The sequence below is a fragment of the Anaerosphaera aminiphila DSM 21120 genome, from assembly GCF_900129925.1.
GTDB lineage: Bacteria > Bacillota > Clostridia > Tissierellales > Peptoniphilaceae > Anaerosphaera > Anaerosphaera aminiphila.
This window is the reverse complement of the sequence record NZ_FQXI01000014.1, coordinates 20,398-45,586: the sequence shown is the minus strand read 5'-3', so window position 1 is coordinate 45,586 and position 25,189 is coordinate 20,398. Positions and strand designations below refer to the sequence as shown.

Here is a 25,189-nt window from a genome sequence, read left to right as displayed (position 1 = left end):
TGCATTTTCAGGATTGAAGTATAAAAAAAGCCCTCTTCCCATCGGGGAAAAGGGCAGATTAATCTGCGGTACCACCTTTTAAAAACTTCAAATAAAGTCCTTTTATGAAAATGCCATCACATTTCCTTCCGTTAACGCCGGTCACGTCTTCCATACTCGACTATCTTTCAGGTTGCCCTCAGTGGTCCATTTAATAATTCGTTTTTCCGCAATCTTCTCAGCACCGATTACTCTCTGTGGGTTCGCAATTATTTTTATCTCCACTTCAAAGGTTTTGCCTATTATAGCATGGTATTTTTAAGATTGTCAATAATTATTTAAAATAAATAATTCAAATGCTGTAAGTATATTGACAAAGAAGGTCAAAAAGTAATATAATATTAGCACTAGGATAAAGAGAGTGCTAATATTAAGGAGGCATATTATGACTAAGAGAAAATACAAAGCAGAATCTAAAAGACTAATGGAAATAATGGTCAACTCTATTTATACAAATAAGGAAATATTTTTAAGGGAGTTAATTTCAAATGCATCTGATGCTATAGACAAGATGTACTATAAATCGCTATCAGATGAAAATTTAAATTTTAACAAGGACGACTACTATATTGAAATTAGCGTGGACAGCGAAGAGAGAACTATAACAATAAAAGACACAGGTATTGGAATGGACGAAAAGGAAATTGACAAAAACCTGGGAACTATAGCTCAAAGTGGAACTTTAGAATTTAAAAATGCCCTTGAAAAAGAAGAAAAACCATCAGAGATAATAGGGCAGTTTGGAGTAGGATTTTATTCTTCGTTTTTAGTTTCTAAAGAAGTTGAAGTTTTAAGTAAAAAATTTGGAGAAGACAAAGCTTGGCTTTGGACTTCAGATGGAGTAGATGGATATTCAGTTGAAGAGGGCAAAAAAGAAAGTCACGGAACAGAAATAAAACTATACTTAAAAGACAATAGTGAAGATGAAAATTATGACGACTTTTTAAATGAACACAGAATAGAATCTCTCGTTAAAAGCTATTCAAATTATATAAGATATCCTATAAAAATGCTTGTAACTAAGACTAGAGTTAAAGATGAAAGTGCAGAAAAACCTGAATATGAAGAATATAAGGAGTTAGAAGTTTTAAATTCAATGATTCCTATTTGGAAGAAAAACAAATCAGAACTTAAAGATGAAGACTACATTAATTTCTATCACGACCAACACTATGGCTTTGATGAACCTCTAACTTGGATACACATAAATGTTGAGGGAGTAGTTTCATATAGGGCAATACTCTATATACCTGAAACACAACCTTTTGACTTTAGATCAAAGAGCTATAAAAAGGGACTTCAACTATATTCAAATGGCGTATTGATAATGGATAAGTGTGATAGTTTACTACCGGACTGCTATTCATTTGTAAAAGGTGTAGTGGATTCCGAGGACTTATCACTTAATATTTCACGTGAAGTACTACAAGAAGATAGACAACTTAGAGTTATTGCAAAAAATATTGAAAATAAAATAACTTCAGAATTAAAAAAGATATTGGAAAAAGACAGAGAAAAATATGAAAAATTCTATGAGAATTTTGGACAAACTTTAAAAATAGCAGTTTATGAAACTTATGGAATGGAAAAAGACAAACTTCAAGACTTATTCTTATTTTACTCATCAAAGGAGAAAAAACTTGTAACACTTTCAGAGTACTTTGATAGAATGAAAGAAGACCAAGATAAAATATACTACGCAACTGGTGGAAGTATTGAAACTATGGATAAACTTCCTCAGGGAAGCAATTTAAAAGACAAGGACATTGAAGTTTTATATTTAACAGATTCAATAGATGAATTTGTTTTAAAAGTAATGGGAAGTTACAAGGAAAAAGAATTTAGTTCCATTTCTCAAGAACTTGAAAGTAGTGAAGAGACCGCAGATAAAGATCCGATATTTGACAAAATGAAGGATATTTTAGGCGATGAAGTAGTTGAAGTAAAGGGCTCAGACAATCTTGGAGACAATCCTGTGGCACTTTTAGCAAGGGGAGACTTGTCCATAGAAATGGAAAAAGTTCTACAATATCAAGACAACAATCAAATGAAAGCTCAAAAAGTTTTAGAAGTAAATAAAAATCACAGCATTTACAAAAAACTAGAGGAAATTAAAGACAATGAAGAAGAATTAAAAGTGTATACAAAATTACTATATGACCAAGCAAGATTAATAGAAGGGCTTCCTATAGAGGACCCTGTGGAATACACTAAAAATATTTGGAAATTAATAGGATAAAAATCGGGCTGCACATCAATGTGTGGCCTATTTTTTTACTGAAGAATAGGTAAAATATATAAAGTGATACTCAACTATAAATTAAAAAACATTTTGTGGAAAAGTAAAACCTAACAATGAAAAATTGAATTAATATCATAAATAGAGCAAAATATAAAATTATATTGGATTTTACTATATTTATGATAAAGTTATAATATGTAAAGAGGTTGGTCGTATTAAATAATCTTTGCATTTAAGGGAATATTAGATAAAGTTAGTAAAAAAATATAATAAACTTTTTTTAAATTAATTGAGGAGGAAAAGTTTTGGAATTAAGATATTTAGAATATTTCGAAGCGGTTAGCAGGTTAAAAAGCTATACAAAAGCTTCTAAAGAACTATTTGTGTCTCAACCAACAATTACAATAGCAATACAAAAATTAGAAGAAGAATTTGGTGTTAAGTTAATTATTAGGAATAACAAAGAATTATTTTTGACAAAAGAAGGAAAGTTATTTTTAGAATATGTAAGGCAGATTTTGGGGATAGTTCAAAAAACTGTAGATGTAATGGAAGATATTAAGCCTAATTCAAAGGAAACACTTAGGTTAGCTTTTCCTGTTAACTTATGCTCATGGTTATGGGCATTTATTTTCAATGATTTTTTAATAAATTATCCAGATGTGGAAATAGATATATATGATGTAGGAAATTCAATAGTCATGGAACTTCTGAAAGAAAATAAAGTTGAACTGGGGTTTGGAATGTTTAACGAATATAATAAAATAAATATTGATTTAGAAGTTAAAAAAATATTTGATGGTGAAATGAGTTTGTTGATGTCATCTGATAGTGAGTTAAATGATTTAAAAACTATTCCAATATCAGCTTTAAAAGGAAAAAAAATTATAATGTATCCTAAAGATACAACATATGTGGAGAAAATTATAAAAGAAGAATTTGATAAAAAAGGTATAATACCAGATATTATGTATGTAAAAGAACAAGTAACTATCTATGAGCTAGTAGCTCAGGGATATGGTATATCTATAATATCAGAACTTGGCTTGGATTACATAAGAAATAATCCAAGTTTAACTAGTAAACCCTTTGAAGATCCAATAAACTTTTCTGTAGGAATATTGTGGGGAAAAAATAGGTACCTATCGAATACTTCTAGAAAATTTATTAGTTTTTTGGATAAAATTTACTAAATGCATAGGCAATTTATTTTTTATACTATAAAAATATCTTAAACTCATAGTAGCAATAAAACTTGTACATAGAATATTAGATAGTAAAAAGTCATTTATATATTTTTGCGTTTTCATAGCAAAATATATAAATGACTTTTTTATTTGTTTTAATTCACATAAGATGATACTAAAAATTAATATAAATAATTAGTTATACATTAAGTTAATAGCACTATTAACTTAATGTATTTTAAATTATATGTAACATATATTATGCTAATAATATACATACATTATATGTAGGGGGTGTAATCAAAATTTAACTAGAAAAGAAATATTTGAAAAGGAGATTGATGAAGATGAGTAAAGGATTATTAGATGGAGTAAGAGTATTAGATTTATCACGTGTTTTAGCAGGTCCTTATTGTACTATGATGCTTGCAGATATGGGAGCCGAAGTAATAAAGATAGAAATTCCAGAAACAGGTGATGATTCTAGAGCGAATGCTCCACAAGTTAATGGTGAAAGTGCTTATTATATAAATTTGAATAGGAACAAAAAAGGAATGACATTAAACTTAAAAACTAAAGAAGGAAAGAAAATATTTAAAGAACTAGTTAAAATCAGTGATATTGTAGTAGAAAATTATAGACCGGGTGTAATGGAAAAATTAGGATTGGACTACGAGGTATTGAAAGAAATTAATCCTAAAATTGTATATGGAGCAGTGTCAGGATTTGGACAATATGGACCATATTCTCAGAGAGCGGGCTACGATATTATAGGACAAGCTATGAGTGGACTAATGTCTACAACTGGATGGCCAGATTCACTTCCAACTAGAACTGGAACGGCAATAGCAGATGTTATGGCGGGATCAAGTTGTTGCATAGGAATTTTAGCTGCATACATAAATAGATTAAAAACAGGTTTTGGAGATATGGTAGATGTGGCATTAGTAGATTCAATGGTTTCATCTTTAGAAATAATTAATATGATATATCTTGTAACAGGGAATGTACCTACAAGGATTGGAAATAGATACGAAGCTATATATCCTTATGATAGTTTTCATGCAAAAGATGGAATGGTTATAATAGCTTGTGGTAATAATAAACTGTACAATCTTTTAAAAAATGTAATAAAGGATGTTAATTTAGAAGATGAATTATTTGACGATAATATAGATAGAGTCAATAATCATGAAAAATTAAAAGCTATTATAGAGAGATGGACAAGGGAAAAAGATATAGATGATATTGTAGGAATATTATTAGATGCGGGAATACCAGCAGCTCCTGTAAATACAATTGACAGAGTTGTTAAAGATCCTCACATATCAAAAGCAAGGGAAATGTTTGTAGACATAGAGCATCCAATTGCAGGAAAAATGAAAATAACGGGAAATCAAATTAAACTTACAAATAATAAAATTGCAATAAGAAAATCATCGCCATTATTAGGAGAAGACACAGAAGATATATTGAAAGATTATTTAGGTATTGGAGAAGAAGAGTATAGTAAGTTACAAAATAAAGGAGTTTTTTAAAAAGGAGAAAAAAATTGGGTGGAAAAGTTAAGATAGTAGAAGTTGGTCCTAGAGATGGATTTCAAAGTATAAAAAATTTTATTCCTACAGAAATAAAATTAAATGCAATAGATAAAATTATTAATTCAGGTCTTAATAAAATTCAAATAACTTCTTTTGTAAGTCCTAAAGCTATACCTCAAATGAAAGACTCCAGAGAATTGGCGGAAGAATGTCTAGAAAGGTATCCGAATGTTGAGCTCTTCGCTTTAGTGCCAAATCTATATGGAGCAAAAACAGCTATGGAGGTTGGATTAAAGGAAGTATCTATTGTAGTATCATTAAGTGAAACTCATAATAGAGCCAATGTAAATAAAAGTATTGAAGATTCTATTAATGAAATAGACAATATTTTGCAAAGCTGTTCAGAACTTAGCATAACTGTAGATATAGCGACAGCTTTTGGATGCCCTTTTGAAGGAGAAATGCAAGTAGAAGATCTATTAAAGTTAATAGAAAAAATTGGGAAACTTGGCATAAATTCCTTTACTATATGCGACACAATAGGAATAGCCTATCCATCTCAAGTTAAAAATATATTTGAATCTATAAAAAAAGAGTTTCCAAATATGAGATTTGGGGCTCATATACATGATACAAGAAATATGGGAATATTAAATTCTTATATTGCCATAAAAAATGGAGTTAATAGTGTACAAAGTAGTATAGGTGGGCTAGGGGGTTGTCCATTTGCTCCTGGAGCAAGTGGAAATACATCTAGTGAAGATTTAGTATATGCTTTGAATAAAGATGGATATGATACAGGTATTAATTTTGATGTGCTTTTGGATGCGGCAAAATATACAAAAGAAAATATAGTTGGAAATTATAGTGGGCATCATATAAATATAGAAAATAGTAAGTTTATAATGGGGAAAATAAAATATATAAAGTGAGGTGCGTTATGAAATATAAATCTAAATCTCAACTGATAGGGTTATTATTAGGAATAGTGTTATTTTTATTAGTATTACTTATGCCAACACCAGAAGGGTTAAGTTTAGTTGGTAAAAAGGTTCTAGCTGTTACTATTTTAATGGTTGTATTTTGGATGACTGAAGCAATTCCTATTCCTATGACATCGTTATTGCCAATAATATTATTTCCTTTAGTTGGAATAACAGGAAAAAGTGGACAAAATGATATAGTATTATTTGAAAATTACGGTTACAGTACAGTGTTTTTAATACTAGGAGTTTCATTTTTATCTACAGCAATGGTGAAATGGAATTTACATAAAAGAATTGCGCTTTGGATTACTCTTAAAGTAGGTAGTAAGCCATCGACAATGGTACTGGGATTTATATTGGCAACTACTTTAATATCAATGTGGATGTCTAATACAACGGCAGCAGCAATGATGTTGCCAGTAGCAATATCAGTAGCAACATCAGTAGCAAGTGACAATGTCAATTTTAGAAAAGCGCTTGTAATATGTATACCTTGGGCGGCAACGTTGGGAGGTATGGGTACAATAGTAGGTTCAACAACGAATCCAACAGGAGTTGCTATAATTTCTGAAACATTGGGAATAGACATAACATTTATAGATTGGCTAAAGTTTGGATTGCCTTTTGTAATAGTTTTAGTTCCCTTGATGTGGTTTTATTTAGTAAAATTTTATAAGCTAGATAAATTAAAAGAAATGGATCATAGCAGTTTAGTTGAAGAATACAATAAACTTGGAGATATGAGTGGCACAGAAAAAAGAATAATGTTAATATTTGTTATAGGAGTTGTATTGTGGATGACAAAAATATTTTGGGATAGATTTTTGCCTTTTACTTCTGACGAAACTGTAGCTTTATTAATTGCTTTACTTTGTGTTACCATTTCAACCCCGCTAAAAGACTCTAGCAAGAAAAATGGGGAACCTATACTATCTATGAAAGAAGCCTTAGATGGTGTACCATGGAATGCTTATTTATTGCTGGGAGGCTCAATGGTTATGGGACTTGCGTTTACAGCATCTGGTTGCTCAGAATGGTTAGCTGGCAATTTAATATTCTTAAGTGGATTAAGTCCAATTATTGTTATTATAGTTATTAGTGTATTTACGGCAGTTGTTACAGAGCTCACAACAAATGCTGTAGTAGTAGCTTCTTTTCTACCGGTTTTAGGGAGTTTAGGAAGTGCCATTGGAATGAATCCGTTTATTTTAATGGTAACTTGCTTAATGGCTAGTAACAATGCTTATATGTTACCGTCAGCAACACCTCCAAATGCAATTGCCTATGCAACTGGAGAAATAGAAATAAAGGATTTAGTAAAAGCGGGTATAGGTATGAAAGTTATACATGCTGTGGTATTCCCAATAATTTTAATGATATGTATAAATGTGTTTGGTCTAGGTGCTTAATTAAATAAAATAATGTAGTAATAAGGTTGTAATTTGATATAAAAATATGATAGGTTTCTATAATGTGTCTAAATTTGAAATATCCTATTTGAAATTTTGTATAAGTTTCAAATAGGATATTTTTTTAATTTTATAAAAACTTATTGACATATAGTCTATATTGCTATATTATATTCCAGAAAGAAAATTACTTTAAGTTAGTGCAGGACACTAAAAAAGTAAAGATACATAAATTATTACTTGCTTGGAACCTGCACGGCAAGTTTTTTTATGAGGAGGTTATTATGCTAAGGCACTTAATTCAACCGTTAGATTTTACAACTGAAGAATTTGAAATTTTATTTGGACTAGCTGATGATATTTTACAAAACCCTAAAAAATATAGTGAGGTTTGTAAAGGAAAATTATTGGCCAGTCTTTTTTTTGAACCATCCACAAGAACCAGGCTTTCTTTTGAGTCTGCAATGTTAAGGCTTGGAGGGTCTATAGTAGGTTTTTCTGATGCAAAAGTTTCTTCTACAGCTAAGGGCGAATCGCTTACAGATACACTGAGAACTGTTGAAAATTACGCAGATATAGCAGCAATGAGACACCCAAAAGAGGGAGCTGCACTTTTAGCATCAAAGCATATGACAACTATGCCAATAATTAATGCCGGAGATGGAGGTCATCAACATCCCACTCAAACACTTACAGATTTAATGACTATAAGACACTATAAAAATAGATTTGACAACTTGACTATTGGACTTTGCGGGGACTTGATGTTTGGAAGAACTATCCACTCTCTTGTAAGGGCAATGAATAGATATGAAAATGTGAAATTTATTTTTATATCTCCAAATGAACTTAAAATGCCAAAACAATTTTTAGATGAAATAGATCCGGAAAATTATATTGAAACTACAAGTTTAAGTGATGTCATTGGAGATTTGGATATACTTTACATGTCAAGAGTACAGAAAGAGAGATTTGTATCAGAGGAAGAGTACGTTAGATTAAAGGACTTCTTTATACTGGACAATGAAAAAATGAGACATGCAAAAGATGACATGATAGTACTTCACCCTTTACCAAGAGTAAATGAAATTTCAACAGAAGTAGATAATGATAAAAGAGCAGTTTATTTTGAACAGGCAAGGTACGGTATGTTTGTTAGAATGGCTCTTATAATGTTTTTGTTAAATTTGGAGGTCTAAAAATGATAAATGTGTCTAAAATAAAAAAAGGTATTGTTCTTGATCACATAGAGTGTGGAAAAGCTCATATAATTTATAAGGCATTGAGACTTGACGAAGTTGAAGACCCGGTTGTAATGATGCAAAATATAAATTCAACTACGCTTGGAAAGAAGGATTTAATAAAAATAGAGACAGACTTTGATATAGATTTTACAGTTTTGGGCTTAATTGCACCTCACACCACAGTGAACTTTATAGAAGAGGGAATCAGAGTTAAAAAAGTCAGAATGGAACTTCCTGAAAAAATAGAGGGAGTTATGCACTGTAAAAATCCAAGGTGTATTACAAATATAGAAAAAGTAGAAGATGCCGGTTTTACACTTTCAAATGCAAAAACTAGAGAATACAAATGTGAGTATTGTGATTCTTTAAATATATATGACGAATAAGAGAATTTAAAGACAATTAAAAGATTTAATTTATAACATGAGGGGGAGTATTTAATTTTAAAATTAAGTACTTGCTCTCATATTTTATATTGTAAAGTGAAAAATAAACTTATACTCTAAAAATCGGAAATCGTATTTTTAAAAGAGTTACATGTTTATATTTTTATATACAATAATAAAAAGGTGTAAAAATTAGCACCAATACATTGCATTTTAATGTGATTTATTTTTATTTATACTTTTAATTTATATATATAAGATGTATAATAGGATAATATAAAAACATTTTCATAAAATTATTGATGCTTATTAAATAAAAACCTCGAGGGGTGAGATAGTGAGTTTTTCTTCAATTGTAAAAAATGAAGTTGCAAAGATAAAGGTCGATGATGTATGTGATGTTATCTCAGAACTTTGTGGATTAGTTCCAACTTGTGGCTCATTAAAATTTAACCGTCTGGGTATTACTATTTATTTTAATACTGAAAATGCTGCTGTTGCAAGGAGAATATTCACATTTTTAAAGGGATATTACTCTGAGGAAGTAGAAGTGATGGTATCAAAGTCCAAGCAGCTTAAAAAGAGAAATGTATATTCAATTATTTTAAAGGAAAGTGGCGCTGTCAAGGCCCTTTTATATGATATTGATTTTCTAAAGAGTGAAAACGTATTTATGTTAAACTATAGACCAAGGGGAATTATTGAAGATGTCAGTTGCAAAAAGGCATACATAAGAGGAGCTTTTTTGGGAGCGGGATCAATTACAAATCCTGAAAGATCTTATCACTTTGAATTTGTTTGCGAAGAAGTTGAACATGCTGAATTCCTATCAGAGATAATAAACAGTTTTGGCTTGAACTCAAAAATTGTAATGAGAAAAGAAAACTATATTGTATATTTAAAAGAAGCTGAGCAAATTGCTGACTTACTTACAATAATTGGAGCTACAAAAGCACTACTTGAATTTGAAAATATTAGAGTAGTAAAATCTGTTAATAATCAAGTAAATAGACTTGTAAATTTAGAAACAGCAAATATGAACAAGACAATAGATGCCTCTTTATCTCAAATAGCAGATATAGAGTTTATAGACAAGACCATAGGGATAGATAGGTTGCCAAGAAACTTGCGAGAAGTTGCAGAGATAAGGCTTAAAAACGATTCAATTAGTCTTAAGGAAATTGGTGACGAATTAAATCCTCCAATTGGAAAGTCAGGGGTAAATCACAGATTAAAAAAAATAAAAGAAATTGCAAATAAGTTAAGGAGTGAATGACAATGGTAACAAAAACAGTAAAACTAACAAATGAAGATGGTCTGCATGCTAGAGCTGCTGCGATTTTTGTTCGAACAGCTAACAGATATACTTCTGAAATTACTCTTGAAGCCCATGGAGACAGTGTAAATGGCAAAAGTATTATAGGGATAATGTCCTTGGGGGCATTTCATGGAGAAGAAGTTTCGATAAGTGCTAATGGGGTAGATGAACAAGAAGCCATTGACAATTTAGTTGAATTAGTGGAAAATAATTTTATAAGCAGTTAGTTAATGAGAGTTTTAATAAATTATATTAAAACTCTTTTAAATTTAAAGGAATGATAATTTGAAAAATTTTGTTCATTTACATGTGCATAGTGAATATTCACTACTTGACGGTTCGGTAAAGATAGATGAATTGCCAAAGAGAGTAAAAGAACTGGGGATGAATTCTGTTGCTCTGACAGATCATGGAAATATGTATGGAATAATAGCATTTTATAAAGCATGTAAAAAAGAGGGAATAAAACCTGTATTGGGTTGTGAAGTATATGTTTCTGATGGTGATTATAAATCCAGAGATAAAAATATGAAGAGATTTCATTTAATACTTCTTGCAGAAAACAATATAGGCTATAAAAATTTAATGAAAATCGTATCAGAGGGATATGTAAATGGATATTATTATAAACCCAGAGTTGACAAAGAAATTCTTGAAAAGTACCATGAGGGTATAATTGCCAGCAGTGCTTGTCTGGCAGGTGAAGTTCAAAGAAAACTTTCAGATGGAGATTTTGAAACTGCTGAAGATGTGGCTTTGGAATATGAGAGAATTTTTGGGAAAGGTAATTTCTTTTTAGAGTTGCAAAATCATGGAATTAGAGAGCAACTGGAAGTAAATAAGCGACTGGAAGTTCTAAGTGAAAAGTTGGACATTCCCCTTATTGCCACTAATGATGTGCACTATTTGAAAAGAGAAGACTCTAAAGCTCATGACGTACTGCTCTGTGTTCAAACTGGAACTACAGTGAATGAGCCAAATAGAATGAAATTTGAAACAGATGAGTTCTATTTAAAAAGTCCTGAGGAAATGTATGAGCTGTTTTCTTCAAATGAGGAAGCACTTTTAAATACTCAAAAAATTGCAGATAGATGCAATGTAGATATTGAATTTCACAATTTACACTTGCCACATTTTGAAGTTCCAAGTGGCTATACTAACGAAACTTATTTAAGAGAGTTAGTTGAAAGTGGATTAAAAGAGCGATATGGTAGTATAGATGAAAAAGTTTTAAATAGATTTAACTATGAATTTAATACTATAGTGAGCATGGGATATGTGGATTACTTCTTAATTGTGTGGGACTTTATAAGATATGCAAGAGAAAATGAGATTATAGTTGGACCGGGACGTGGATCGGCTGCTGGGTCAATTGTGTCCTATGCATTAAAAATAATTGACGTAGATCCTTTGGAATTTGACCTTCTATTTGAAAGATTTTTAAATCCTGAGAGAATTTCCATGCCGGATATTGATATTGACTTTTGCTATGAAAGGCGAGAGGAAGTAATTGAATATGTAATAAATAAATATGGCGATGAAAATGTAGCTCAAATAGTGACATTTGGAACTATGGGGGCAAGAGGTGCTATAAGAGATGTTGGAAGGGCGCTGGACTTAAACTATGGCAGAGTGGACTATATTGCTAAGCAAGTTCCCAATGAATTAAATATGACTATAGAAAGGGCCCTTGAAGTAAGCCCTACTTTAATAAAAGAGTATAGAGAAGATTCAGAGATAAAGAATTTAATAGACACCGCACTAAAAGTAGAGGGACTTCCAAGACATACTTCAACTCATGCGGCAGGTGTGGTAATTTCAAAAGAGCCATTGACGGAATATGTTCCCCTAACTAGGAATGGGGATATTATTGCAACTCAGTTCAATATGATAGAGTTGGAAGAATTGGGACTTTTAAAAATGGACTTCTTGGGACTTAGAACTCTTACAGTAATAAGAGATGCCATAAATTTAATAGAAAAAGACTATAATAAAAAAATAGATTTAGAAAAGATAACCTTTGACGACAAAGACGTGTTAAAAATGTTTGCAAAAGCTGAAACATTGGGAATTTTCCAATTTGAGTCTGCCGGAATGAGAGCTTTTCTAAAAGATTTAAGACCTGATGCCTTTGACGACTTAGTAGCGGCAAATGCGCTTTTTAGACCTGGACCAATGAACCAAATTCCAAAATTTATAGAGTCAAAGCACAATCCAAGTAAAATCAGCTATATTCACGAAAAACTTGAAGATATACTTTCCTCAACCTATGGATGTATAGTCTACCAAGAGCAGGTTATGCAAATTGTTCAAACAATTGGTGGATATTCACTGGGAAGAGCAGACCTTGTAAGACGTGCAATGAGTAAAAAAGACATGGCTGTAATGGAGGAAGAGAGAAAGAACTTTATCTATGGAAAAGTTGAAAATGGAGAAGTTATTTGTAATGGCGCAATCGCCAATGGCGTAGATGAAAAAAGTGCCAATGAAATATATGACTTGATGATAGATTTTGCAAACTATGCTTTTAATAAGAGCCACAGTGTGGCATATTCAGTAGTGGCCTATAGAACGGCTTATTTAAAACACTACTATCCAAAAGAATTTATGGCTGCTCAAATTTCTTCTTATATGGGAAATATAAAACAAGTTTCTCTATATATAGAAGAGTGTAAGAGATTGGGTCTTGAAATACTTCCGCCCGATGTAAATAAGAGTTTTAAAAAGTTTACAGTTGAAGACGGAAAAATCAGATTTGGACTAAAGGCAATTAAAAATGTTGGAGAAAATTTTATTGACGCAATAGTGGAATCCAGAAAAGATGGAGAATTTACTTCACTAAAGGATTTTGTAAAGAGAGTCAGCAAAATGAATTCACAGTCTATAAATAAAAGAGCTGTGGAGTCACTTATAAAATCGGGAGGACTGGACAGTTTAGGCGGAAACAGGGCGCAGTATTTAGCTATATATGAAAAGACAATAGACAATGCACTAAACAACAAGCGAAATAACATAGAAGGGCAGTTTTCACTTTTTGATAATGTAAGTGTTGAAGAAGAACTTCCAAATTTAAAGGACTTTAACCCCAGAATAAAACTTGAATTAGAAAAAGAAATGATGGGAATTTACGTATCAGGACACCCATTAGATGATTATAAAGATATTTTAAGTTCCGTTAGCAATATCAATACAAATATAATATTTGAAAACTATGAAGACCAAAGCATGGGAAGTTCGGATTATTATGTAAAAATTGGCGGACTGTTAAAAAACAAAAAGACAATGATTACAAAAAATAAAAAGATGATGGCATTTGCCTCATTAGAAGACCTATATGGACAAGTTGAACTTGTAATATTTCCAAACACCTATGCACTTACATCTTCAATACTAATTGAGGACAGTGTAGTAGTTGTAGAAGGTCATATTCAAGCCTCAGATGTAGAAGAACCTAAAATTTTAGTTTCAAGCATTAGACCCATTGAAAATCCTTCACAAGAGAGACTCTATATAAGTATAGATTCAATAAATGAAAAGAGCCTTTTAAATGCAATAAGTGGAGTTTTGAGAAATTACAATGGAAATGTACCAGTAATACTCTATTCAGAAGAAGAACAAAAAACTTATGGCACGCAAAAAGACCTGTGGGTAGATGAGAGAAAAATAGATGATTTAAAAATAGAAATACTACAGTATTTGGGCAATGACCCTTCGAAAATAGTTTTAAAGTAGGTGGAGTATGGATAAAATAGCAATACTTACAAGTGGTGGCGATGCACCTGGAATGAATGCTGTAATACGAGCTGTGGTGAGAACAGCAATATATTACGGTATAGAAGTATATGGAATAAAAAATGGCTATGAGGGATTAATTGACGGAGAAGTTGAACAATTAATAGAGTCCTCAGTTGCAGATATAATCCAAAGAGGTGGAACTGTGCTGGGAACTTCAAGAAGTGAGAGGTTTATAACTCACGAGGGTTTTAATCAGGCAATAGATGTGCTAAAAAAATACGGCATTAACAAAGTAATAGTTGGAGGGGGAGATGGCTCTTTAAGAGGAGCTAAGAAACTTTCAGAATCGGGAATAGATGTTGTGGGAATTCCACTTAGTATAGATAATGACTTGGGTTTTACTGACTACTCTATTGGATTTTTTACAGCTATAACTACAGTTACAAATGCAATTTCGAATATACGTGACACTACGGAATCTCACGGACGAGCAAATGTTGTAGAAGTAATGGGCAGAGATTGTGGAGATATTGCGCTGTACTCAGGAATCGCAGGTGGAGCGGAAAATATAATCGTCCCTGAGAAAAAATATGAAATAAGTGAAATTGCAAAGAAGGCAATTGTGGGTAAGAATAGAGGCAAGAGGCACCATATAATTATAATGGCAGAGGGAGCGGGAAATTCCTACGAATTTGCAGAAAAATTTGAAGAACTAACGGGCATAGACACTAAAGTTACAATTTTAGGATACATTCAAAGAGGTGGCAGTCCAAGTGTAGTAGATAGAATATTGGGCTCTACTATGGGCAATGTGGCAGTGGAGCATATTTTAAAAAACACCGGTGGATATGTTATGTCTATAAGAGAAGGAAGTGTAAAGACCTATCCAATAGGTGATGCATTAAAGATGGAAAATAAGTTTGATGAAAAGTTAAGTGAAATATTAAAAATAATTTCAATATAGTGAGGTTAAATATGAAGAAAACAAAAATTGTAGCTACAATTGGACCAGCCAGCGAAAGTGAAGAAATGCTAAAGACATTATTTGAAGAGGGAGTAGACGTCTGTAGACTTAATTTTTCTCATGGAACACATGAAGAGCACAAGATAAAAATTGAGAGAATAAAAAAAGTTAGAGAAGAATTAAACTTGCCAATTGCAATAATGATGGACACAAAGGGACCAGAGATAAGACTTGGTGTTTTTGAAGACATGAAGGAAATAGAGCTAAACAATGGAGACGAATTTATATTGACAACTAGAGAAATTGAGGGAAATCAAAAAATAGCATCAGTTTCCTATAAAGAACTTCCAAGAGAAATATCAAAGGGTTCAAGAGTTTTAATAGACGATGGACTTGTTGGACTTATAGTTGAAAATATAGAGGGAACGGAAGTCTACTGTATAGTTGAAAACGGCGGGAAAATTTCATCTAGAAAGGGAGTAAATATTCCCGGAATTCACTTAAAACTTCCTGCACTTACTGAAAAGGACAGAGAGGACATAGTTTTTGGGATTGAAAATGACATAGACTTTATAGCTGCATCTTTTATAAGGAAAAAAGAAGATGTACTTGAAATTAGAAAAGTTTTAGAAAATAATGACAACTACAATATTAAAATAATTTCAAAAATAGAATCAGGTCAAGGGCTTGAAAATATAGACGAAATACTGGAAGTCTCCGATGGAATAATGGTGGCGAGAGGAGACTTGGGAGTAGAAATTGAAACAGAAGAAGTTCCGTTGGCACAAAAAGAAATGATAAAAAAATGTAATTTAGCTGGAAAGGCAGTAATAACGGCAACACAAATGCTGGACTCCATGATGAGAAACCCAAGACCTACCAGAGCAGAGGCAAATGACGTTGCAAATTCAGTAATTGACGGCACAAGTGCAGTAATGTTGTCAGGAGAAACTGCAAGTGGAAAGTACCCGCTATTAGCAGTTAGAACTATGAGAAAAATAGTAGAAGTTACAGAAAATTCTATAGACTATAAAGAACTTTTAAGAAAGAAAATTCAAGAGCTGTCCAGTACAGTTACTAATGCAATAGGAAAGAGCACTTGCACAATAGCAGAAGATTTAAATGCAAAGGCGATAATAACAGCAACTACTTCCGGAAATACTACAAGGGCAATTTCAAAGTTTAGACCTAAGAGTGAAATAATTGCAGCAACACCAAATGAAAGAGTAAGGCGTCAGTTGTCTCTTGAGTGGGGAGTAATATCTGTGTTAGTTCCAGATGCTAGAGATACAGATGATGTAGTAAATGTGGCAATAGCAAGATCTCTTGAGGAAAAATTAATTGAGCCGGGAGATACTGTAGTTATAACTGCGGGAGTTCCTGTGGGACTTTCAGGTTCGACAAATCTTATTAAAGTACAGACTATTTCTGAAATTTTAGGCAAGGGAACAGGTGTAGGTTCAGAAAAAGTTACAGCAAAGGCAGTAGTTGTAAATAACAAAGAAGATTTAATTAGAAATTTTAAAGATGGAGATATAGTAGTTGTATCAGAGACAGATAAAGATATAATGAACTATGTTCAAAAGGCATCCGGAATAATTGCAGAAGAGGCAGGATACACTTCTCATGCGGCAATAACGGGAATAACACTGGGAATACCCACTGTATTTGGGATATTGGGAATTAGAAATAAAATAAAAACAGGCGACATAATAACTATAGACCCAACAGAGGGAGTAATAGGACGAGGAATTTAAATAAGTATTTAAAGTACATTTTAAAGTTAGTTTTAACTTTTAAAGTGTACTTTTTTATTGAGAAGTATATATTTTAAAGTGATATAATGTATAAAAGATATAAAAAGAAGGTAGACATGGAAAAAGAAAACAAACAACTTAAACTATTTTTTATAACAAATTTTGGACTTGTGGCATTGTTTGGAATGTTTTTTTGGCTAAATAGAGAATTAGATTCCAGTTATTTAGCAGGGATGATGATGCTATTTCCGGCACTTAGCGTTGGAGTTGCAAAGTATTTTACAGAGGAGAAAAGCGAACTTCCACTTAAATTTTATGGGGTGTATCTAATTGCTTTTATAGTAATGGTAATCTTACTAGTGCTCTATAAGCTAAATTATATGAGTGTTAATAAAGTAAATAGTCTTGTAAATATAATAATGATGTTTGGAAGTTTTATGATTTTGCTAGTAGATTTAGATAAAAGAGAGAAAAATGGACTACAGTTCGGATTAAATTTTAAAGTTGGATTAAAGTACATATTAGTATTTGTGTTAGTATATTTGTTTAGAGGATTACTTGGAAGTTACGAATTTTTAAATATAAAACTTTTACTAAGTTATATAATAAAAATACCATTGTTAGTAATGCTGTTTTTCTTTTCATGTATGTATTATATGGGAGAAGAATATGGATGGAGATATTTTTTACAGGAAAAACTTCAAAATAAGCTTGGAAAGAGACTTGGTGTAATTGTTCTTGGGGCAATATGGGGACTGTGGCACTTGCCTTTAAATTTTATGCTCTACAGTCCGCAGACTCCAATTTATTCTGTAATTAGTTATATTGTTTCTTGTATTTGTTATTCAGTGTTTTTCGGACTGGTGCAAATGAAGACTAAAAATGTGTGGATAGCTACAATTATTCACTATTTAAATAACAATATGGCAGTTTTATTTGTAAGCGAATTTAGTTATGAATCAGTCTATACAATTGAGAGTTTTTTAGTTAGTATAGCTGTAGAGATAATATTGTTTATGCCTTTTATACTTTCTAAAGAGTATAGAGTAGACAGTAAAAAATAGTTAATAACTTAGTTAAAAGTAGGAGAAAATATATTGTTAAATTTGAAAAATGGAAGTGTTGAACTTAAAAATACAAATATGAACTATGTTTCCTTTGGAATGGGAAGTGAAATTTTAATTATAATTCCGGGACTTGGAGATAGCTTTGTAACTGTAAGGGGCAAAGCTATTGTTATGGCATTTGCATATAGAAAATTTGCAAGGAAGTATAGAGTCTATATGTTTAGCAGGAAAAACTGCTTGGGAAAGGGATATTCAACGAGAGATATGGCAAGAGATCAAGTGGAGGCCATGAGAGAGTTGGGAATTGAAAGCGCTAATTTTCTTGGAGTGTCTCAAGGTGGAATGATTTCTCAGTACATAGCAATTGACTATCCAAATGTGGTAAAAAAACTGATATTGGCTGTAACTATGTCAAGGAAAAATGAAATAGTAGAAAAAGTTATAGGTAGCTGGATAAAAATGGCAGAGAACAAAGATTATAAATCTATAGTACTAGACATTGCAGAAAAGTCCTATTCAGAAAAGTTTCTTAAAAAATATAGACTTATATATCCCGTTCTTGGAATAGTGGGAAAGCCAAAGGACTTTACCAGATTTTTTATAGAGGCCAATTCATGTATTAACCACAACTCCTATGACGAGCTGGATAAAATAAAGTGTCCAACTTTAATTATTGGGGGAGATGAAGATAAAATTGTAGGTCCGGATGCCTCAATAGAGCTGTCAGAAAAAATTGTGGGAAGTGAATTATTTATGTATAGAGGTCTTGGACATGGAACTTATGAAGAGGCTAAAGACTTTGAAGATAGAATTATAATTTTTTTAAGTTTAAATAAAAATTAAGAGATTAGATTTTAAATTTAACAGTTAGAAAATTAATTATAAAGTAAATAAAGTAGGTGCTCTATTTTTAATAGAAACCTACTTTATTTAAATACAAATTTAAATTTTATGATTCAAGTTCTTTTATTAAATTTACCATTTCAATAGTTCCCTGTGCACAGTCAAATCCTTTATTTCCCGATTTTGTTCCGGCTCTTTCAATGGCTTGTTCTATATTTTCGGTGGTTAAAATTCCAAAGGAAACAGGTATGTCGTTTGAAAGTGAAACTTGAGCTATGCCCTTTGAAACTTCACTACATACGTAGTCATAGTGACTTGTGCTACCTCTAATAATTGCACCAAGGCAAATTACAGCGTCATATTTTTTACTCTTAGCCATTTTAGAAGCTATTAGGGGAATTTCAAATGCACCCGGAACCCATGCAATATTTATGTCCTCTTTTTTGATGTTGTGTCTTTTTAAACAGTCAATTGCTCCGGATAGCAGTTTAGAAGTTATAAATTCGTTAAATCTGGATATTACTATTCCTATTTTAATGTCCTCTGATATTAATTGTCCTTCATATATTTTCATTTTTCAATTCCTCCTAATAGTGTAAAACATGACCCATGCGGTCTTGCTTTGTCTTTAAATAAAACAAGTTATGTGAATTGGCTTTCATTTCAATTGGAACTCTATGTGAAATTTCTATTCCGTATTCTGAAAGTTGGTAGACTTTGTCAGGATTATTTGTGAGCAAATTTAAAGTCTTAACGCCAAGGTGTTTTAGTATTTGTGCACCAGTATAGTATTCTCTTAAATCGCCATCAAAGCCAAGAGCTATGTTGGCATCTAAAGTATCTAAGCCCCTATCCTGTAATTCATAGGCCTTTAATTTATTTACAAGTCCAATTCCTCGACCTTCCTGTCTCATATACAGGAGGATTCCACGTCCTTCTCTTTGAATTTGACTTAGTGACGCATCAAGTTGCTCTCCGCAGTCACACCTTAGAGATCCCAGTACATCGCCTGTTAAACACTCAGAGTGAACTCTACATAAAATATCTCTTCCACTGCTAATATCTCCCATAACTAATGCAATGTGATGTTCTCCGTTTAATTTATTTATATAGCAATGAGCTGAGAAGTCTCCATACTTAGTTGGCATTTTCGTAGTAGATACACATTCTACAAGTTGGTCATGTTTTTTACGGTAGTCTTGTAAGTCCTTTATGTTAATGCACTTTATATTCCACTTTTCTGCAAATTCAAATAGTTCTTCTTCTCTCATCATAGTTCCGTCTTCTGCCATTATTTCACAACATAGACCACATTCTTTTAAGTTGGCAAGACGCACAAGGTCCACAGTTGCCTCAGTGTGACCATTTCGCTCTAAAACACCGTTTTTCTTTGAAACTAAGGGAAACATATGACCGGGTCTTCGAAAGTCAGATGGCTTTGAGGAATCATCTATGCAAAATTTAGCAGTAATGGATCTCTCCTCTGCAGAGATTCCCGTAGTTGTACTTATATGATCTATGGAAACAGTAAAAGCTGTTTCATGATTGTCAGTATTTACTGAAACCATTTGTGGAAATTCTAATTTTTTTGCAAGTTCTAAACTCATTGGCATGCAGATTAAACCCTTGGCATGAGTCGCCATAAAATTTATATTTTCAGTTGTTGCAAATTCTGCGGCGCAAATTAAATCGCCTTCATTTTCTCTATTTGCATCATCAGTTACTAAAATTATCTTACCCTGTTTTAAATCTAAAAGGGCTTCATCTATAGAGTTATATTTCATTTTATCCTCCTAATATCCGTGTTTATACAAAAAATCTCTAGTTATGGAACTACTGTCATCACTGCGTAAAAATAGTTTTTCAACGTATTTTCCAATAAGGTCATTTTCTAAATTAACTACATCTCCCACTTTTTTTAAATTTAAAATTGTATTTTTAGAAGTGTGAGGTATAATTGAAACTTCAAAATTATCTTTTGAAACACTTAAAACTGTAAGGCTAATACCGTCAATTGTTATTGAGCCTTTTTTAATAATATACTTTAAAATTTCAGGTGAAGTTTTAATGGTGTAGATAGTTGCTATTCCACATTTAGAAGTGGAGGTAATTTCACCTGTTCCATCAATATGTCCGGATACAATATGCCCTCCAAAGCGACCATTAATAGGCATGGCACGTTCTAAATTTACAAGGCTGCCATTTTTTAAAGTTGAAAGGGAAGTTGAAACTATACTTTCATTCATCACGTCCACTGAAAAAGAATTATGATTAAAGGAAGTAGCAGTTAAACATATTCCGTTTACAGCAATGCTGTCTCCAATGGACAAATCACTAATTACTTTTTTAGCAGATATTTTAAGAAGAAGAGAGCGGTGATTTTTTTCTATAGACTTAACTGTTCCGACCTCTTCTATAATTCCTGTGAACATCTATTGATTACCTCACTTTCTAATAATATGTCGTCGCCGAGGAAGCGCACTGTAGGTTTTGTCAAGTGTATTGCATCATTGGGAAACTCAACTCCAAGTCCTCCTATTGGAGACTTTGCGTCAACTCCCCCAAAGAGCTTTGGTGCAATATATGCTTGAACAGAGTTTACAATCCCGGACTTTAGTGCACTCCAATTTAATGTAGAGCCTCCTTCAAGTAGTATGCTGTCAATATTTAAACTTCCAATAATCTCTACAAGTTTTAAAATATTCAGGTGAGAATTATATTTATCAACTGTGATTATTTCGCAGCCCATATCTATATAAGGGGAGTGCTTGGTAGAATTTAACTCGCAAGTTGCAATAATAGTTTGCACCTCTTTAGAACTTTGAACTATTTTTGAAGCTAGGGGAGTCCTTAAGTTTGTGTCACATATAATGCGTATTGGATTTTTAGTATTATCCAGCCTACTTGTCAGCATTGGGTCATCTTCAATTACAGTATTTACTCCCACCATAATGGAAGAATAGTAGTGTCTACTCTTGTGAACTTCACTACGTGCGATTTCACCTGTAATCCACTGAGAACTGCCGGTGAAAGTTGCAATTTTTCCATCCATTGTCATGGCATACTTCATGGTTATATAGGGCTTTTTAGTTTTTATATAGTGTGAAAATATTTTTATTAAATCTTTACACTCTTTCTCTAAAATTCCAACGACGACTTCTATTCCGTTGTCTCTTAATATTTGTACACCTTTACTTGCAACTTTTGGATTTGGGTCAAGCGTTCCAATAACTACACGTTTAATACCACTTTCAACAATAATTTCTGTGCAAGGTGGCGTAAGTCCGTAGTGGCAACAAGGCTCTAAAGTTACATAAAGTGAAGCACCTTGCAGAGATTTTTTACAATTTTTAATTGCCATTCTCTCTGCATGTAGGTCGCCATATTTTCTGTGATATCCAGTGGATATAATTTCATCGTCTTTTACAATTACAGCTCCAACCATTGGATTTGGATTTGTCCAGCCCCTTCCTTTGAGCGCCATATCAATAGCTATATTCATGTACTCTAAGTCTTTCAATAGTGCACCTCCAAAAAAATAATGCCCTGAAAATATTTTCAGGGCATTAAAATAAAGGGACAGATTTCTGCAAAAAAATAAAAAAACTCTGAAATGAATTGTTCATTTCAGAGTAAATAAGCAAAAATACCGTTGCTTTATTACAATCTTCTTTCATCCAGACTATACTGTCGGCTTCGGAGTTACACCGAATCATGCCTTGCGGCGCGTGGGCTATACCACCGGTAGGAGAATTTCACCCTGCCCTGAAGATATTATTCAATAGATTGATTATAAAATGTTATAGAAACGTTGTCAAGGTATATTTTTAATATAATTAAAGTGCCTTGAAATGAATAAAAAGATAACGCCTTAACATAGCATTACCTTTTTATATATCCTAATTGTTTTGATATTTGTTCAGCTGTAAATAATAAGTTTTTATTTAAATCACTTCCTAGTTTTTCTTTCATTCTAAAAACCGGACCGGTTATGGAAATTGCACCTGCAACATTTCCAGAAGAATCATAAATAGAAGTTCCTATACAATATATTCCAAGTTCATTTTCTTCGTTATCTCTAGCTATTTTAGTCTTTCTAGTTTCATTTATTTCATCCATAAATGTATTAAAATCCAATATAGTATTTTCAGTTTTTTTAATTTTTTCAGTTTTATCCCAAACATCTTTTATCTCTAAGTCACTGCAATTTGAGAGAATTGACTTTCCTACAGAGGTGTATATTAATGGGCTTCTTCTTCCTATCCTAGAGTGCATTGTAATTACATTATCAGAATCTACTTTATCTACATATACTGCATATATGTCCTCTCTAATTACTAGATGAACAACTTCATTAACCATATTTGAAAGTTTTTCAATATAGCTTCTAGCAGCACCAATAAAATCTAATCCCTCTAATTTAGAACTTGCAATGTCATATAGTTTAAAAGTCAAATAATACTTATTTTCAGAATTTTGTCCTATATAGCCAAGAAAAATAAGAGTATTTAAAAATCTGTGAACAGTAGATTTGTGTAAACTTACTTCTTTGCTTAATTCTGTTAATCCCACTCCATGTGGATAATTTTTAAAAGCTTCTAATATCTTAAAAACTCTTTCAACTGATTGTATTCTTTCTTCCATTAGAAAATCCTCCAATCTAATTAAAGATTTTAACATAAAATTTATAAAAATACTTGTTTATTTTATCTGTTTAAAACTCTAATTAACATTGACTTGTAAAAACAAATCTTGTATACTTTAAATAAGTTTCATAAAACAATATATAGTTTCGCAATACGAAACTAAAAGGGGGTATAGAATGTCAAAGATCGATACATTAATGAGAATAAAAAATTTAGGCATAGTTGCTGTAATTAGAGGTAAAGACTCAAAAGAAGCTTTGGAATATGCAAAGGCATGTGTTGAAGGTGGTGTAGATATATTGGAAATTACTTTCACAGTTCCAAATGCGGTAGATGTGCTTAAAGAACTTAGTGATAGTTTAAGTGAAAACGCTTTACTAGGTGCCGGTACTGTTTTAGATTCTACAACTGCAAGACTTGCTATTATGAATGGTGCTAAATTTATAGTGTCTCCTTCTTTTGATGAAGAAGTAGCAAAGCTATGTAACTTATATCAAGTGCCATATATGCCGGGTTGTATGACGCCAACAGAAATTACTAATGCATTAAAATTTGGTGTAGATGTAATAAAAATATTTCCAGGCTCTGCTTTTGGACCAGATTACTTTAAAGCCATCCACGGACCACTACCACATGTAAATTTAATGCCAACAGGTGGAGTAGATGTAGAAAATGTTGGAGAGTGGATTAGAAATGGTGCATTTGCAGTGGGTGCAGGATCAAGTTTAGTAAAGGGTACTAAAGAAGAAATTATTGAAAAATGCAAATTATTTATAAAAAACATAAAGGGGGCTAGAGCTTAATGACAAAAGTTGTAACCATGGGGGAAATAATGCTTAGATTGTCAACTCCGGGATTTGAAAGATTTGTTCAAGCAAATTCTTTTGATGCAATTTATGGAGGCGGAGAGGCAAACGTAGCTGTAAGTCTTGCGAACTATGGATTTGATTCTTATTTTGTTACAAAATTACCTGAGCATGAAATAGGGCAAGCGGCAGTAAATGAACTTAGAAGGTACGGAGTAAATACAGACTACATAGCTAGAGGCGGAGAGAGAGTGGGAATTTACTTTTCTGAGTCAGGAGCTTCAATGAGACCATCAAAGGTTGTTTATGACAGATCAAACAGTTCGATTGCAGAAGCTATAGTAGAAGATTTCAACTTTGAGGAGATATTTAAAGATGCTAAGTGGTTTCATATTTCTGGAATAACTCCTGCAATAAGTAAAAGTGGAGCAGAAATTACAAGAGCTGCTATGAAAGCTGCTAAAGAAGCGGGAGTAATGGTTAGTATAGATTTAAACTACAGAAAAAAACTTTGGACACCTGAGGAAGCTCAAGAAGTGATGAGAGATTTAATGCAATATGTAGATGTTTGCATTGGAAATGAAGAAGATGCTTCACTTAGTTTAGGATTTACACCTAAAGGATTAGATGTTACTTCTGGAAAAATCAATATCGAAGGTTACAAACAAATTTTGAAAGAAATGAAAGAAGAGTTTGGATTTAAATATGTTGCAAGTTCTCTTAGAGAATCTTATAGTGCATCTGACAATGGTTGGAGTGCTTGTATATATGATGGAAAAGAATTTTACCAATCTAAAAAATATGATGTGAGAATAGTTGATAGAGTAGGTGGAGGAGATTCTTTTGCTTCAGGACTTATTTGTGGCCTATTAGATGGAAAGAGCACAAGTGATGCACTTGAGTTTGGAGTTGCAGCATCTGCTTTAAAACACACTATTAAGGGAGATTTTAACCATATGAGTAGGTCTGAAGTTCAAACACTTGTAGACGGAGATTCTTCGGGAAGAGTACAAAGATAA

The 25,189-nt window shown here is 32.2% G+C and carries 21 protein-coding genes and 1 riboswitch; of the genes, 16 read left to right on the top strand and 5 right to left on the bottom strand.

Annotated elements, in window-relative coordinates:
* The first annotated feature begins 424 nt into the window (after positions 1-424).
* The 14 genes from htpG (at position 425) to BUB47_RS08260 (ending at position 18,718) form a co-directional block, all read left to right on the top strand.
* A complete protein-coding gene (htpG, locus tag BUB47_RS08325) occupies positions 425-2,278 on the top strand; it encodes a molecular chaperone HtpG (RefSeq protein WP_073185339.1) in 1,854 nt (617 codons plus the stop codon).
* A 308-nt stretch (positions 2,279-2,586) separates the two neighbouring features.
* The gene (locus tag BUB47_RS08320) at positions 2,587-3,474 is read left to right on the top strand and encodes a LysR family transcriptional regulator (RefSeq protein WP_073185337.1); all 888 of its coding nucleotides are present in this window, start codon (positions 2,587-2,589) and stop codon (positions 3,472-3,474) included.
* A 341-nt stretch (positions 3,475-3,815) separates the two neighbouring features.
* On the top strand, positions 3,816-5,006 hold the full coding sequence (locus BUB47_RS08315) for a CaiB/BaiF CoA transferase family protein (protein ID WP_200779509.1): 1,191 nt from the start codon (positions 3,816-3,818) through the stop codon (positions 5,004-5,006).
* A 14-nt stretch (positions 5,007-5,020) separates the two neighbouring features.
* Entirely contained in the window at positions 5,021-5,941 is a 921-nt protein-coding gene (locus BUB47_RS08310) for a hydroxymethylglutaryl-CoA lyase (protein WP_073185334.1), read from the top strand.
* 8 nt (positions 5,942-5,949) lie between these two features.
* Entirely contained in the window at positions 5,950-7,404 is a 1,455-nt protein-coding gene (locus tag BUB47_RS08305; RefSeq protein ID WP_073185332.1) for an SLC13 family permease, read from the top strand.
* A gap of 284 nt (positions 7,405-7,688) precedes the next feature.
* The gene (gene pyrB, locus BUB47_RS08300) at positions 7,689-8,603 is read left to right on the top strand and encodes an aspartate carbamoyltransferase (protein ID WP_073185330.1); all 915 of its coding nucleotides are present in this window, start codon (positions 7,689-7,691) and stop codon (positions 8,601-8,603) included.
* 2 nt (positions 8,604-8,605) lie between these two features.
* Positions 8,606-9,034 carry an aspartate carbamoyltransferase regulatory subunit gene (locus BUB47_RS08295; protein ID WP_073185329.1) on the top strand — a complete coding sequence of 143 codons (429 nt, stop codon included), beginning with the start codon at positions 8,606-8,608 and terminating at the stop codon, positions 9,032-9,034.
* 337 nt (positions 9,035-9,371) lie between these two features.
* Positions 9,372-10,310: a DNA-binding protein WhiA gene (gene whiA, locus BUB47_RS08290; protein WP_073185327.1), complete on the top strand. Its 939-nt coding sequence runs from the start codon at positions 9,372-9,374 to the stop codon at positions 10,308-10,310.
* A gap of 2 nt (positions 10,311-10,312) precedes the next feature.
* Positions 10,313-10,579 (top strand): HPr family phosphocarrier protein, encoded by a 267-nt coding sequence (locus tag BUB47_RS08285; protein ID WP_073185326.1) that lies wholly within the window; start codon positions 10,313-10,315, stop codon positions 10,577-10,579.
* Between the two features lie 58 nt (positions 10,580-10,637).
* On the top strand, positions 10,638-14,084 hold the full coding sequence (locus BUB47_RS08280; protein ID WP_073185324.1) for a DNA polymerase III subunit alpha: 3,447 nt from the start codon (positions 10,638-10,640) through the stop codon (positions 14,082-14,084).
* 7 nt (positions 14,085-14,091) lie between these two features.
* Positions 14,092-15,051 carry an ATP-dependent 6-phosphofructokinase gene (locus BUB47_RS08275; RefSeq protein WP_073185322.1) on the top strand — a complete coding sequence of 320 codons (960 nt, stop codon included), beginning with the start codon at positions 14,092-14,094 and terminating at the stop codon, positions 15,049-15,051.
* A gap of 11 nt (positions 15,052-15,062) precedes the next feature.
* Complete coding sequence (gene pyk / locus BUB47_RS08270) at positions 15,063-16,808, top strand: pyruvate kinase (protein WP_073185321.1); 1,746 nt, start codon at positions 15,063-15,065, stop codon at positions 16,806-16,808.
* Positions 16,809-16,924: 116 nt separating this feature from the next.
* On the top strand, positions 16,925-17,872 hold the full coding sequence (locus tag BUB47_RS08265; protein WP_073185319.1) for a CPBP family intramembrane glutamic endopeptidase: 948 nt from the start codon (positions 16,925-16,927) through the stop codon (positions 17,870-17,872).
* A 33-nt stretch (positions 17,873-17,905) separates the two neighbouring features.
* Entirely contained in the window at positions 17,906-18,718 is an 813-nt protein-coding gene (locus BUB47_RS08260; RefSeq protein ID WP_234945654.1) for an alpha/beta fold hydrolase, read from the top strand.
* 106 nt (positions 18,719-18,824) lie between these two features.
* On the opposite strand, the gene ribH is transcribed toward BUB47_RS08260, so the two are convergent.
* From ribH to BUB47_RS08235, 5 genes are all read right to left on the bottom strand, one after another.
* Entirely contained in the window at positions 18,825-19,292 is a 468-nt protein-coding gene (gene ribH / locus BUB47_RS08255; protein ID WP_073185317.1) for a 6,7-dimethyl-8-ribityllumazine synthase, read from the bottom strand.
* Between the two features lie 13 nt (positions 19,293-19,305).
* Positions 19,306-20,502 carry a bifunctional 3,4-dihydroxy-2-butanone-4-phosphate synthase/GTP cyclohydrolase II gene (locus BUB47_RS08250; RefSeq protein ID WP_073185315.1) on the bottom strand — a complete coding sequence of 399 codons (1,197 nt, stop codon included), beginning with the start codon at positions 20,500-20,502 and terminating at the stop codon, positions 19,306-19,308.
* Between the two features lie 9 nt (positions 20,503-20,511).
* Positions 20,512-21,150: a riboflavin synthase gene (ribE, locus tag BUB47_RS08245; protein ID WP_073185314.1), complete on the bottom strand. Its 639-nt coding sequence runs from the start codon at positions 21,148-21,150 to the stop codon at positions 20,512-20,514.
* A complete protein-coding gene (gene ribD / locus BUB47_RS08240; protein WP_073185312.1) occupies positions 21,132-22,238 on the bottom strand; it encodes a bifunctional diaminohydroxyphosphoribosylaminopyrimidine deaminase/5-amino-6-(5-phosphoribosylamino)uracil reductase RibD in 1,107 nt (368 codons plus the stop codon). Before ribD ends, ribE begins: the two co-directional genes overlap by 19 nt.
* A 141-nt stretch (positions 22,239-22,379) precedes the next feature.
* Positions 22,380-22,495, bottom strand: a riboswitch (FMN riboswitch).
* A gap of 105 nt (positions 22,496-22,600) precedes the next feature.
* Positions 22,601-23,362, bottom strand: a complete 762-nt coding sequence (locus BUB47_RS08235) for an IclR family transcriptional regulator (protein ID WP_073185310.1) — start codon at positions 23,360-23,362, stop codon at positions 22,601-22,603.
* Between the two features lie 178 nt (positions 23,363-23,540).
* Here BUB47_RS08235 and BUB47_RS08230 point away from each other — a divergent pair, with 178 nt between their 5' ends.
* Positions 23,541-24,167 carry a bifunctional 2-keto-4-hydroxyglutarate aldolase/2-keto-3-deoxy-6-phosphogluconate aldolase gene (locus tag BUB47_RS08230; RefSeq protein ID WP_073185308.1) on the top strand — a complete coding sequence of 209 codons (627 nt, stop codon included), beginning with the start codon at positions 23,541-23,543 and terminating at the stop codon, positions 24,165-24,167.
* Entirely contained in the window at positions 24,167-25,189 is a 1,023-nt protein-coding gene (locus tag BUB47_RS08225) for a sugar kinase (protein WP_073185306.1), read from the top strand. Before BUB47_RS08230 ends, BUB47_RS08225 begins: the two co-directional genes overlap by 1 nt.